The organism is Gordonia sp. UBA5067, assembly GCF_002414845.1.
Lineage (GTDB): Bacteria > Actinomycetota > Actinomycetes > Mycobacteriales > Mycobacteriaceae > Gordonia > Gordonia defluvii.
On the sequence record NZ_DIAX01000056.1, the window covers coordinates 14702 to 27164 of the forward strand.

The following is a 12463-nucleotide window of genomic DNA, read 5'->3' on the forward strand; positions in this document are numbered from 1 at the left end:
GTCGACCGCCCTTCCAGAGGAGAAGGTCCTCTGACCGCCGCAGTCAGTCCGGGACCGGAACTGGTTCGAGGATCTCGGTGCGCGACTCCGGTGCCGCGGCGCGCAACGCATCCGCCGAGTCGTCGTCGGGTTGCTGCTGCGAGGCGATCTCCGCCTCGACCCGCGCCACATAGTTGGCCACCTCGAACGCCGTCGACGCCTCATCCCAGCCGAGAATCGGCGCCGCCAGACCGGCCACCTCGGCGGCGCAGTCGACGCCGCGATGCGAGTACTCGATCGAGATGCGGGTCCGCCGGGCCAACAGATCTTCCAAATGCAGCGCGGCCTCGTTCCGCACCGCGTAGACGATCTCCACGCGCAGATACTGGGGCGCGGCCGCCAGCGGCTCCAGCAGCGACGGATCGTCCTGGGCCCAGCGCAGCACATCGTCGATCAGCGAGCCGTACCGATTGAGTAGCCGACGTACCCGGTACGGGTGCAGTCCGTACCGCTCACCCAAACCCTCACACTGATTGATCAGTGCGAAGTAGCCGTCGGCGCCGACGAGCGGCACGCGCTCGGTGATCGACGGGGCGACCCGCGTCGGGATGAAGTCGTTGCACGCGTCCACCGCATCGGCGGCCATGACCCGGTAGGTCGTGTACTTGCCGCCGGCGATAGAAATCAGGCCGGGCGCCACCGTGGCCACGGCGTGCTCACGCGACAGACTCGACGTCTCGTCGTCCTCCCCGGCCAACAGCGGGCGCAGACCGGCGTAGACACCCTCGATGTCGTTGTGGGTCAGTGGCGAAACGAGGACCTCGTTGACGCGGTCCAGAATGTAGTCGATGTCCTTGTGCGTCGCGGCGGGATGGGCAAGGTCGAGGTTCCAGTCGGTGTCGGTGGTGCCGATGATCCAGTGTGTCTCCCACGGGATGACAAACAAGACCGAGTTCGCGGTGCGCAGGATAATCGCCGTCTCACTGACGATCCGATCACGCGGCACCACGATGTGCACCCCCTTCGACGCGCGCACCCGGAAGTGACCGCGCTGCTTCGACAGCGCCTGCACCTCATCAGTCCACACCCCGGCGGCGTTGATGACGCAATGGGCGCGCACCTCGGTGACCGCCCCGGTATCGGAGTCGCGCACGCGCACCCCCTTCACCCGGTCGGCCTCACGCAGGAAACCGACGACCTGCGTCGACGTCCGGATAACGGCCCCGTACTGGGCGGCGGTGCGCGCGACGGTCAAGCTGTGTCGCGCGTCGTCAACGACGGTGTCGTAATAGCGGATCCCGCCGACAAGCGAGTTGCGCTTGAGTGCCGGTGCGGCGCGCAGCGCCCCCGAACGGGTGACCTGACGCTGACCGGGAACCGACTTGGCACCGCCCATCTGGTCGTACAGGAACAGCCCGGCCGTGACATAGGGGCGCTCCCAAAATCGCTTGGTGAGTGGATAGAGGAACGGCAACGGGCGCACCAGGTGCGGCGCGAGGAGCCGCAGCGACAACTCGCGCTCGCGCAGGGCCTCGCGGACGAGCCCGAACTCCAACTGCTCGAGATAGCGCAGGCCGCCGTGGAACATCTTCGACGATCGGCTCGACGTGCCCGATGCGATGTCGCGCGCCTCCACCAGCGCGACCCGCAGGCCGCGCGTCGCCGCGTCAAGTGCGGCCCCCACCCCGACGACGCCACCGCCGACGACGACGACGTCGTACTGCTCAGAACCCAATCGTTCCCACGCATGAGCGTGGTATTGCGAACTCAGGTCCGCCGGTCGATCAGTCTCCCACTCGGTATCCACAGTTGCCGAGCCTACCGCGTGCAAAGATGACTGACGTGGCGGGAAGCAGCGGATACGTCGTGTCGATCGACCAGGGAACCACGTCGTCCCGGGCAATTCTCTTCGACCATCGCGGCCGGCCAGCCGGCTCCGAACAGGTTGAACACGAACAGATCTTCCCGCGGCCCGGCTGGGTGGAGCACAACGCCCTCGAGATTTGGCGCAACGTTCGGCGCGTGACCGCCTCAGCGCTAGCGTCGATCGACGTCAAACCGGTCGATATCCGCGCGTGCGGCATCACCAATCAGCGCGAGACCACCGTCGTCTGGGACCGCCGCACCGGTGTACCGGTGTACAACGCGATCGTCTGGCAGGACACTCGCACCGCCGAGCTGTGTGAGCGGCTCGCCGGCGACGCCGGGCCCGATCGGTATCGCGCGCGCACCGGCCTACCGCTCTCAACCTATTTCGCCGGGCCGAAGTTGGTGTGGCTGCTCGAAAACGTCAGTGGGGTGCGGGCCCGCGCCGAGGCCGGCGACCTGTGCTTCGGCACCATGGACTCGTGGCTGGCGTGGAACATGACGGGCGGGGTCAACGGCGGCGAGCACATCACCGACGTGACCAATGCGTCGCGCACCATGCTGATGGATCTGCGCACCCTCGACTGGGATGCCGAGATCTGCGCCGACTTCGGCATCCCGATGTCGATGCTGCCGAAGATCCACAGCAGCTCCGAGGTATATGCGCCGCTGCGCGCCAAAGGCTCCCTACCCGGCGTACCCCTCGCGGGTATCCTCGGCGACCAGCAGGCCGCCACGTTCGGGCAGGCGTGCCTGTCCCCCGGGCAGGCGAAGAACACGTACGGGACCGGCAACTTCCTGTTGCTCAACACCGGCAACGAGCCGGTTTTCTCCGATCACGGGCTGCTGACCACCGTGTGCTATCAAATCGGGGAGGCCCCCGCGTGCTACGCCCTGGAGGGGTCGATCGCGGTAACCGGATCGCTCATCCAATGGTTGCGCGACAACCTCGGATTGATCTCATCTGCGTCGGAGGTGGAGGAGATCGCAGCGTCGGTGGACGACAACGGCGGCGCCTACATCGTCCCAGCCTTCTCCGGACTGTTCGCGCCGCGCTGGCGTCCCGATGCCCGCGGCGTCGTCGTCGGACTCACCCGGTTCATCAACCGCGGTCACCTCGCGCGGGCCGCGCTGGAGGCCAGTGCGTTCCAGACCCGGGAGGTCATTGAGGCGATGGAAGCCGACTCCGGCGTCACGCTGACCACCCTCAAGGTCGACGGTGGGATGGTCGTCAACGACCTCCTCATGCAATTCCAGGCCGACCTGCTCGGCGTGCCGGTGATCCGGCCGGTGGTCAGCGAGACAACGGCGCTCGGCGCCGCGTACGCTGCCGGACTCGCCGTCGGATACTGGAGTAGCGCCGACATCTCCGACAACTGGGCCGAGGACAAGCGGTGGCTCCCACAGATGCCCGACGATCGGCGCGCCCTCCTCTACTCCGAGTGGAACCGGGCCGTCGAACACAGCCTCGACCTGGCGTAGCGGCGCCCCGCTATCGGCGCGGCGCCGGCGAATCGGGATCGCCGGGCGGATCCGGTACCGGTTCCGGCTCGCCGATGACGGCCGGCCCCACCAGCGGCAACTCGCCGGCGACCGCTTCGGCATTCTCCCGCACCCGTAGATAGGGCGCGGGGCGACGGTCCGCCGACTCCTCCGTCCGTCCTGCCCGCGGGGCGTACGGCATTCCGCCGCGCATTCCGGGGCTCGCCGCCGAACGCGGCAGAGCAGCGGGGACGGGCGATCCCGGCGTCGCAGTTTGCGCGAGTCGAGGCGCACCCGGGCGCGGCGGGTTCGGTGCGACGACGGGGCGCCCACCGACCGGCCCGCCGCCCACCCGGCCCGGCCTGCCGCCGAGCGGGACCCCGAGGCGCCTCGGGCCGCCGATACCGGGGACCGGGCCGCCCGGTGGCGGGTTCGGCCCGACTCCCGCCGGTGATCCGCCGACCGGCCGGTGTGCCGCCGCGGGCGGGCCGGATGACCCAGGTGGACCCGGTGGCCGTACCTGGCCCGCCTGATCCGTCGCCGGCGGCCGGCCCACCGGCGGTAACATCGGTTTCGGACTCCTACCCGCAGGGCCCGGCGCGGCAGGTGTGCCGCGCGCTGCACTCGGCGACACCCGGCCGAGCGTCGCGGCGAACTGGCCGCCCTGATTCGCGGCTGACGGCCCCGCTAGCACGGCTGCCGCACCGTCGTAGGGCACCGACCGTCGCGGCGCATCACCGACCGGTGTCGACGTCGCGAGCATCGGATCGCTGTAGACCGCATTCATCGCACCGGCGACGGTTTCTCGAACTCGGGCCACCTCGTCAGGCCGCAAGTCGGCCGCCGCCAACTCCTGCGCCGCGGCCCGCAGCGCCGGTCCCTTCGCCTTCGTCGCGGCGAGGGCGTTCGCCACTCCGCGCAACGCGCTACTCGCCGACCGGGCGACCGCCGCCGCCCGCACAACATCGGCCGCGACGGCACTCGCCGCCCGCCCGCTCGCCGCCGCCGCGGCCCCGGCCAGCGAGCTCGCCGTCGACGCGAACACCGCCTCAACCCGGCGCGCCACCGCCTGCGCCCGCTCGATCGCCGCCACCAGCGCGGCGGCATCGGCGGCCGCCTGCTCGGCGCCCATCGAATCCGCCATATCCGCGATGGCCGACAAGTCGATTGCCGACCACGGCGTCCGTCCCCCAGGAGCCACAATTGTTAGACGCACCCGGACCGTGAACGGTTCCACCACGACACCAAGCGAAATCCGATGGAACCGAACGGCCACCCACTGCGTCCAAGTATGGAAAGGGCAGTTCCATCCCCGCCACCGGAGGTCCCGTGAGTCCAGAACCCTGCACCACCCTGCGCTGCGAAGCCGACGCCTGGGCGCAACGCGCCACAGTCGCCAAATGGGCGGCCGAGGAGTTGAGGGAGTGCGGCCAAATCATCTCCACGGTGCTTGCGTCCAACTACTTCGGAATGGGCTGCTCAGAAGCATCACCGATCTACATCGGGCTCTCGAATACAGTCGCATCCGGTCCATCGAGTTGGCGCCATCGACTCGCGGAACAGGCTATAGCGGCATCACACCTGGCAGGCCTGTGCACAACCGGAGCGTCAGCGATAGTTGAGCAGGATCAAGTCGGAGAACAGTTCATTGGAAGGTAGTGCATTTCGCCTGTGGGTAGTCGTCCTATCCGCGGTCACAATCACCGGATGCACGGTGACCGGAACGCCTCGCGAACCTGTCAGGGCCCCATCCCCAAACCTAAGCTCCGTGTCGATACACCCCGGACCATTTTCACACCGTATGAATCCTGGCAACGACGGCACAGACTACGAGCCGTGCAGCGACGTCAATCGGCCAGCAGTCCAGGAATTAGGCTGGGACTGGTCATCCAGGCGGGATGCTGCAGTCGTCGACAGACAAACGGCGCGCGGGTGTGTGTGGAAGGACACTCGTCACGGATCCATTTGGAGCTTGCAGCAGGTCGCAGGAAACAGCCCCAGTCTGGTCGCGTACAAGCGAGTCAACTACTTCTTCGACTGGCTACCGGATCAGTGGATCAACGGCCGGCAGATCGTGGTGTTCAGCATGAATCCATCCACCTGTGTTGCACGCGTGCAGAGTCGGAGGGCTGGGATCAACACCATTGTTGACAGCTTCGAAGTCCCCGCACCACCGATCGCAGATATCTGTTCCCGGGCCATCGCTTTCACTCGGGCGACGATCTCCCGCATGCCCGAGTGATCGGTCCTCCCTGCTTTCGTCCGCCCCACACCAGTCGAAGCAGCACGGACGAAACCGGGTGGGATCAACCTTGACAACCTACAACCGTTTAGTTGTATATTTCTCGTGTGACCATGACTGCACTTCCCGACGACGAGGTTGATGCACTGTTCCATGCGCTCGCCGATCGGACTCGACGCGACATCTTGCGGCGATCGCTCGTCGGGGAGTTCTCGGTCAGCGCACTCGCGTCGCAATACGACATGAGTTTCGCCGCGGTGCAGAAGCACGTAGCGGTACTAGAGCGGGCGGGACTGGTCACCAAACGGCGCAGTGGCCGGGAGGCCCTGGCATCGGGAGAAGTCTCCGCGATCCGTTCGGTCAGCGCCCTGCTGGAAGAACTCGAACAAATCTGGCGCGGCCGCGTCGCGCGCATCGATGCCCTGCTCGCGGCCGACAGGCACACGCCTGATCCCCAGCAACCCAGCAATCTCCACCAACCCAACAATCCCCACCAACCCAACAAGGAGTGAAACCCATGCCCGTCATCGACGTCACCAAGAGCCTCGCCGACCGCACCCTCACGATGACCGCCCGATTCGACGCACCGGTGGAGCGCGTGTGGCGGATCTACGCCGACCCGCGCCAACTGGAGAAGGTCTGGGGTCCGCCGACCTACCCGGCCACGTTCGTCCGCCACGAACTGCGTCCCGGTGGCCAGATGCATTACTACATGACCTCGCCCGAGGGCCAACGATTCGCCGGGTACTGGAACGTCACGGCGGTCGACGAACCCCATGCCTTCGAATTCGACGACGGATTCGCCCTGAACACCGACGATTTCACCGCCGATCCGGACTTGCCGACCTCCGCGAACACCTACCGCTTCGTCGCCGACGGCGACGGGACCCGCGCCGAGTACACCAGCGTGTACGCCACCGAGGAGGCGCTCAGCAAGGTACTCGAGATGGGCGTGGTTGACGGCGCCACCGGCGCCATCAACCAGATCGACGAACTGCTGAACAACAACTGATCGAGCCAACGGCTACCATTCGCCTTGTGCGCCACCTCGTGTTGACCGTCATCGGCGATGACCGACCCGGACTCGTCTCCACCCTCGCCGACGCCATCTCCGCCCACGGCGGCAACTGGGAGCGCAGCCAACTTGCGCGCCTAGAAGGCAAGTTCGCCGGGATTGTCGCCGTCGGGGTACCCGACGAGCAGGCCGACGGGCTGCTCATCGCCACCAGATCACTACCCGAACTCGAGGTCTCGGTGCACGCCGGCAACCACGGTCACGGCGACACCGAGGGATTCACCCACCTCACCATCGGCGTCCTCGGCAACGACAGTCCCGGCATCGTCCGCGAGCTGTCCGGCGCCCTGCGCTCCCACGGCCTGAGTATCGAGGCGATGACCACCGATACCCGGGAAGCACCCATGGCCGGCGGCCTGCTGTTCGAGGCACATTTCGACGTTCGCGTGCCCGCCGGCACCGACCTCGTGGCGGTCCGCGACGAACTCGAGCGCCTGGCGGCCGAACTCCTCGTCGAACTGGGAATCGACGACCAGGGCACCGGCGGGCTCTAGCCGGCCGGACGCCGATCGGGTCGTCGCACGCTCAGTCCAGGTCGTCGTGACGCACGAGTTGCCGGGCCGCCTCGGTGATCGAACCCGACAGCGAGGGGTAGACCGACAGGGTCTGCGCGAGGTCGCTCACCGTCAGCTTGTTCTGCACGGCGATGGCGATCGGCAGAATCAGCTCTGATGCGGTGGGCGCGACGACCACGCCGCCGATCACCACCCCGGTCGCCGGTCGGCAGAAGATCTTCACAAAACCTCGGCGCAGGCCGCTCATCTTCGCACGCGGGTTTGTCGCCAACGGCAGCATCACCGTGCGTGCCGGGTACTCACCCGAGTCGATCGCGGCCTGCGAGACACCGACCGTCGCGATCTCGGGGCGGGTGAAGATCGCCGACGCGACCGTCTTCAGTTTCAGTGGTGCGACCCCCTCGCCGAGCGCGTGGTACATCGCGATCCGCCCCTGCATCGCCGCCACCGACGCCAGCGGGAACAGGCCGGTGCAGTCGCCGGCCGCGTAGACCCCGGGCACCGACGTGCGCGACACCCGGTCGACGGTGATGTAGCCGCCCTTGTCGGTGGCCACCCCGGCCCGGTCCAACCCGCATTTGGAGGTGTTCGGAATCGATCCGACCGTCATCAGCACATGCGATCCGGTGACCGTCTGTCCGTCTGCCAACGTCACTACGACAGTGTCGCCGTCGCGCTCGACCTTGTCCGCACGTGCATTCTTCACCAGCCGGACACCGCGCTCGGCGAGTACGTCTTCCAGCACCAGGGCGGCATCCTCGTCCTCACCGGGAAGCACCCGGTCGCGACTGGACACCAGGGTGACCTGCACGCCGAGCTCGGTATAGGCGTGAACGAACTCCGCTCCGGTGACACCGGAGCCGACGACGACGAGGTGGGTCGGGAGTTCCTCGAGGTCGTAGAGGTGCCGCCAGGTGAGGATCCGCTCCCCATCGGGCTGGGCGTCGGGCAGGATCCGCGGCCGCGCACCGGTCGCGATGAGGACGACATCGGCATCGAGCAGTTCCTCGCCGCCGTCGACGCAGCGCGCCAACACCTGGTGCGACCCGGCGCCCGGGCCAGAATCAATCAACTCGCCGACACCCTGGACCAACCGCACTCCTTCGCTCAGCAGCCGGGCCCTGATGTCGGCCGACTGGGCGAACGCCAACTCCTTCACCCGTCGGTGAATCTCGGACAGGCTGACGGTGGCACTGTCATAGTGCAGGTCGACGCCGAGGTCGATGGCGCGGCGCGCGTCGGTCCGGATTCCCGTCGAGGCGATGAACGTCTTCGACGGCACGCAGTCGTACAGCACACAGGCGCCGCCGACACCGTCGGCGTCGACGATGGTGATATCCGATCCGTACGCCGCCGCCGCGAGCGCCGCCTCATATCCGGCGGGCCCGCCCCCGATGATCACGATCTTGGTCACTGCGTGCTCTCCTGACTTGCCGAGGACGGCGGCTGACTGCCCGACTGTGCACCCTCATTCTCTCGCACGCCCATTCTGTCGCACCCGGCGCCGGTGCGCGCCCCATCCCGCCACCGGGATCGGCGGGTAACGCAGATCGGCGGGCCAGCGCTAGGCTTGTCTCGCTGCCCGCGCAGCACCATTGTCACTTGAAGTCCGGAGGAGACGCCCGTGGCGCTGTACGCCGCATATGGCTCGAACATGGATCCCGAGCAGATGGCAATGCGCGCGCCCCACTCACCCATGTCGGCGACCGGCTGGTTGGTGGGCTGGCGCCTGACCTTCGCCGGCGAAGACATCGGGTGGGAGGGTTCGCTGGCGACTGTCGTCGAAGACCGCGACAATCCCGACGCGCGCGTCTTCGTCGTCGTCTACGACGTCACCGACGAGGATGAGCACACGCTCGACCGCTGGGAGGGTTCCGAACTTGGCGTGCACCGCAAGCTGCGCGTCCGCATCGAGGCGACCGACGGGGCGACCCTGGCGTGGCTCTACGTCGTCGACGCGTTCGAGGGCGGACTGCCCTCGGCGCGCTATCTCGGCGTCATGTCCGACGCGGCCGACAAGGCCGGCGCACCCGACGACTATGTGCAACGGCTGCAGCTGCACGACTCGCGCAATGTGGGCCCGGGCCCCGGCGGCGACACCGAGCTCTTCTGACCGCCTACAGCAGCGACGCCGGCGTCGGTATGGCCAGGTTCGCCAGCAACGGTGCCCGCAGCCCGGCCTTGATGATCGCGAGATTCGCACCGGCGGTGGCAGCGCGCTGCGCCGCCACGGTGCGGGCCTGGGCCGCGAGCTCGCCGGCTCCGACGGTCTCGTCGACGATTCCCGCGGCCAAGGCGTCGGCGGCGCCGTAACGTCGCGCCGTCAGCATCGCCTCGGTCGCGGCGGCGTCGCTCAGTCGCGTGCGCACCAGCGCCGCCATCCCGGCGGTGAACGGCATGCTCAGGGCCGCCTCGGGCAGCGACCAGAAGCCGCGCTCGGTGCGCATGACGCGGTGGTCGGCGCAGAGCGCCAGCATCGCGCCCGCACCAAAAGCGTGGCCGTTGACGGCGGCGACCGTCGCGACGGGCAGGGTCAACACCCTGGTGTACACCGCGTGGACCAGGTCGAGGTAGGACGGCAGTTTGTCGGCGTCGGTGACGATGTAGTCGGTGTCTAGCCCATTGGAGAAGAACTTCCCGGTGGCGGTGATCACCAGCCCCTTCTTCGACGACGAGCCCGCTTGCGCCACCTCGTCGAGGGCTCGGTTCACCTGCTCGATCCACTCAAGGGTGAACCGGTTCTCCGGGTTGGCCTCGTCTAGCTCGACGCCCTCGGTTCCCAGGAAGAGCTCAAACACATCATCAGATTCACGAAGAAACGGCATGGCCGCAACTCTAGGCCACCGGCCGGTGGCCGGTGGCGATGACCGGGGGCCACTACCGTGTACCCCATGGACCCCAGTTCCGACCCCAGTGCTGCGGCGACCGCGGCGGCCGCCGTCATCGCCGCCGAGTCCGACTGCACCCGCCACGACACCGCCATCATCCTCGGTTCCGGGTGGTCGGCCGCGACGGCGGCATTCGATCCGCCCATCGCCGAGTTGCCGATGTCGGGCGTGCCCGGCTTCGCCCAACCCGCCGCGGCCGGGCACAACGGCTCGATCACCTCGATCCACGTCGACGACCAGCGCGTGCTCGTCTTCGCCGGACGCGCCCACGCCTACGAGGGTCACGACCTCGCGCGGGTCGTACACCCGGTACGGACCGCCGCCGCCGCCGGTTGCACGCGGATCATCGTGACCAATGCGGCCGGTGCGGTGAATCGCTCCTATCCGGTCGGCAGCCCGGTCCTGATTCGCGACCAGATCAACCTCACCGCGCGCTCGCCACTGGTGGGCGCACAGTTCGTCGACATGGTCGACGCCTATTCGCCGTCCCTGCGCGCCGTGGCCCAGCGCGTGCACGACGCCCTAGACGGGGGCGCCGGTGACCGGCGCACGCTCGCCGAAGGCGTCTACGCCGGCCTTCCGGGCCCGCAATACGAGACGCCCGCCGAGATCGCGATGCTCGCCACCCTCGGCGCCGACCTCGTCGGGATGTCGACGGTCCACGAGACGATCGCCGCGCGTGCCGCTGGGATGGCGGTCCTGGGGATCTCGCTGGTCACCAATCTCGCCGCCGGTATCAGCGGCGCCCCGCTGAGCCATGCAGAGGTCCTCGAGTCCGGGCAGGCCGCGGCCGGCCGGATCGGTGAACTGCTGCGCGCGATCGTCACGTCACTGAGCACGACGGTCGGACCGAACCCCTACCGTGACCGCTGACGAGCTGCGCTTCGGCACCGCGGGCCTGCGCGGCCCAGTCCAGCCCGGGATCGGCGGGATGAACGTCGAGTTGGTCGCACGGGCCGCGTGGGCGGTTGGAGAATGGTTGCGCGGCAACGGTGCTGACCGCACCATTGTCGTCGGGCGCGATGCGCGCCACGGATCGCCGGAGTTCTTTGCCACCGCGACCGGGGTACTCGCCGCGGCCGGCTTCGACGTCGTCGCGCTACCCGGTCACTCGCCGACCCCACTCGTCGCCTTCGCCTGCCGCGATCTTCGCGCCGCCGCGGCGATCCAGATCACCGCATCGCACAATCGGGCCGGCGACAATGGATTCAAACTGTACGGCGGAGTCGGCACCGACGCCCCGGGCGCGCAGATCGTCGGCCCGATCGACGAGCAGATCGAGGCGCTGATGACCCGGGCGCCGGGAACGATCCCGCGGTGCGCCGTACCTCCCGACCGGCGGGCGCAGGCCAATCGGTCGCGCTACCTGGCGCGGATATCGACCCGTTTCGGTGCCGGCGAGGAGGCGGCACCGTTTCGCCTGGCACTGACCCCGTTGCACGGCGTGGGCGGGCAACTCGCGCTCGACGCGCTGGCGGTCGCGGGGTTCCACGACGTGCACGTCGTACCCGATCAGTTCGCCCCCGACCCCGACTTCCCCACCGTCGCCTTTCCCAACCCGGAGGAGCCCGGTGCCACCGGCGAACTACTGCGCCTGGCCGCCGAGGTGGGCGCGGACCTCGCTATCGCCCTCGATCCCGACGCCGACCGGTGCGCGCTCGCCATCCCCTGCGACGGTGGGTGGCGCCAACTCACCGGCGACGAAGTGGGCGCGCTGCTGTGCCACACCCTCGCGGTCCCCGGCGCCGTCGTGGCCAGCAGTATCGTCTCGGGGACGTTTGCCGCCGATATCGCCCAAGCCGCCGGCGCACGCTCGGTGCGGACGCTGACCGGCTTCAAATGGCTGGTCCGGACCGGCGATCGACTGTGCTACGCCTACGAGGAGGCGATCGGACACTGCGTCGACCCCGCTGCCGTGCTCGACAAGGATGGAATCAGCGCCGCCGTACTGGCGGCGCAGATCGCCGCCCGGCTGCGCCGAGACGACTCATCGGCAAACCTGCTCCTCGACGAGTTGTCACTGACCCACGGGGTGCACGCCACCGTCGGGACGTCGGTGCGCCTCAGGGCGCCCGCGGAGGCCGACGCGGTGATGGCGGGGTTGCGGTCCGCCGCACGGCGGACGATCACCGGACTCGACTGCTCGATGCACGACTACGCCGGTCGCGACGATGCCCTGCGCACCAATGCCGTCGAGTTCGCCGGCGCCGACGGCGATGTCCGGATCCGTGCGCTGGTGCGCCCATCGGGCACCGAGCCCAAGCTGAAGGCCTACGTCGAGGCCGTCACCCCGATCTCGGCGACGGTCGATGCCGGCGGCGCCCGCCGAGACGCGACCGCTCTTGCAGAACGGGTCGCCCACGCCCTGCTCGCCTAAGCTCGGCACCCCAGTCACATGCCCGTGACCCAGTCGTGG

General features: G+C 68.5%; 12 protein-coding genes. 8 read left to right on the forward strand and 4 right to left on the reverse strand.

From position 1 onward, the window contains the following. Window positions 1–43 precede the first annotated feature (43 nt). Window positions 44–1786, reverse strand: coding sequence for a glycerol-3-phosphate dehydrogenase (glpD, locus tag B4M62_RS09145; protein WP_290706880.1), 1743 nt, complete (start codon window positions 1784–1786; stop codon window positions 44–46). A 26-nt stretch (window positions 1787–1812) separates the two neighbouring features. On the opposite strand from glpD, the gene glpK reads away from it, so the two are divergent. Continuing rightward, complete coding sequence (gene glpK / locus B4M62_RS09150) at window positions 1813–3327, forward strand: glycerol kinase GlpK (protein ID WP_290706882.1); 1515 nt, start codon at window positions 1813–1815, stop codon at window positions 3325–3327. Between the two features lie 10 nt (window positions 3328–3337). On the opposite strand, the gene B4M62_RS09155 is transcribed toward glpK, so the two are convergent. After that, complete coding sequence (locus tag B4M62_RS09155) at window positions 3338–4567, reverse strand: hypothetical protein (RefSeq protein ID WP_290706884.1); 1230 nt, start codon at window positions 4565–4567, stop codon at window positions 3338–3340. 408 nt (window positions 4568–4975) lie between these two features. Here B4M62_RS09155 and B4M62_RS09160 point away from each other — a divergent pair, with 408 nt between their 5' ends. From B4M62_RS09160 to B4M62_RS09175, 4 genes are all read left to right on the forward strand, one after another. Next, window positions 4976–5569, forward strand: coding sequence for a DUF3558 family protein (locus B4M62_RS09160; RefSeq protein WP_290706968.1), 594 nt, complete (start codon window positions 4976–4978; stop codon window positions 5567–5569). Window positions 5570–5682: 113 nt separating this feature from the next. Further along, window positions 5683–6081 (forward strand): ArsR/SmtB family transcription factor, encoded by a 399-nt coding sequence (locus B4M62_RS09165; protein ID WP_290706886.1) that lies wholly within the window; start codon window positions 5683–5685, stop codon window positions 6079–6081. A gap of 5 nt (window positions 6082–6086) precedes the next feature. Then, window positions 6087–6581, forward strand: a complete 495-nt coding sequence (locus B4M62_RS09170; protein ID WP_290706888.1) for an SRPBCC family protein — start codon at window positions 6087–6089, stop codon at window positions 6579–6581. 26 nt (window positions 6582–6607) lie between these two features. Then, window positions 6608–7138 carry a glycine cleavage system protein R gene (locus B4M62_RS09175; RefSeq protein WP_290706890.1) on the forward strand — a complete coding sequence of 177 codons (531 nt, stop codon included), beginning with the start codon at window positions 6608–6610 and terminating at the stop codon, window positions 7136–7138. A gap of 31 nt (window positions 7139–7169) precedes the next feature. Here B4M62_RS09175 and B4M62_RS09180 read toward each other — a convergent pair whose 3' ends face one another. Then, window positions 7170–8573 (reverse strand): NAD(P)H-quinone dehydrogenase, encoded by a 1404-nt coding sequence (locus tag B4M62_RS09180; RefSeq protein WP_290706892.1) that lies wholly within the window; start codon window positions 8571–8573, stop codon window positions 7170–7172. A gap of 210 nt (window positions 8574–8783) precedes the next feature. On the opposite strand from B4M62_RS09180, the gene B4M62_RS09185 reads away from it, so the two are divergent. Beyond that, window positions 8784–9272, forward strand: a complete 489-nt coding sequence (locus B4M62_RS09185) for a gamma-glutamylcyclotransferase (RefSeq protein ID WP_290706894.1) — start codon at window positions 8784–8786, stop codon at window positions 9270–9272. Between the two features lie 4 nt (window positions 9273–9276). Here B4M62_RS09185 and B4M62_RS09190 read toward each other — a convergent pair whose 3' ends face one another. Further along, the gene (locus tag B4M62_RS09190; RefSeq protein ID WP_290706896.1) at window positions 9277–9984 is read right to left on the reverse strand and encodes an enoyl-CoA hydratase/isomerase family protein; all 708 of its coding nucleotides are present in this window, start codon (window positions 9982–9984) and stop codon (window positions 9277–9279) included. A 66-nt stretch (window positions 9985–10050) separates the two neighbouring features. Between B4M62_RS09190 and B4M62_RS09195 the strand changes: the two genes are divergently transcribed. Both B4M62_RS09195 and B4M62_RS09200 read left to right on the forward strand, forming a co-directional pair. Next, window positions 10051–10920, forward strand: coding sequence for a purine-nucleoside phosphorylase (locus B4M62_RS09195; RefSeq protein ID WP_290706898.1), 870 nt, complete (start codon window positions 10051–10053; stop codon window positions 10918–10920). Then, complete coding sequence (locus B4M62_RS09200) at window positions 10910–12424, forward strand: phospho-sugar mutase (protein ID WP_290706900.1); 1515 nt, start codon at window positions 10910–10912, stop codon at window positions 12422–12424. The genes B4M62_RS09195 and B4M62_RS09200 overlap by 11 nt, the downstream gene beginning before the upstream one ends. Window positions 12425–12463 lie beyond the last annotated feature (39 nt).

Excerpts from the sequence above, each read along its gene's own strand:
- glpK (WP_290706882.1), top strand. The coding sequence starts at position 1,813 with ATGACTGACGTGGCGGGAAGCAGCGGATACGTCGTGTCGATCGACCAG.
- B4M62_RS09165 (WP_290706886.1), top strand. The coding sequence starts at position 5,683 with ATGACTGCACTTCCCGACGACGAGGTTGATGCACTGTTCCATGCGCTC.
- B4M62_RS09170 (WP_290706888.1), top strand. The coding sequence starts at position 6,087 with ATGCCCGTCATCGACGTCACCAAGAGCCTCGCCGACCGCACCCTCACG.
- B4M62_RS09190 (WP_290706896.1), bottom strand. The coding sequence starts at position 9,984 with ATGCCGTTTCTTCGTGAATCTGATGATGTGTTTGAGCTCTTCCTGGGA.
- B4M62_RS09195 (WP_290706898.1), top strand. The coding sequence starts at position 10,051 with ATGGACCCCAGTTCCGACCCCAGTGCTGCGGCGACCGCGGCGGCCGCC.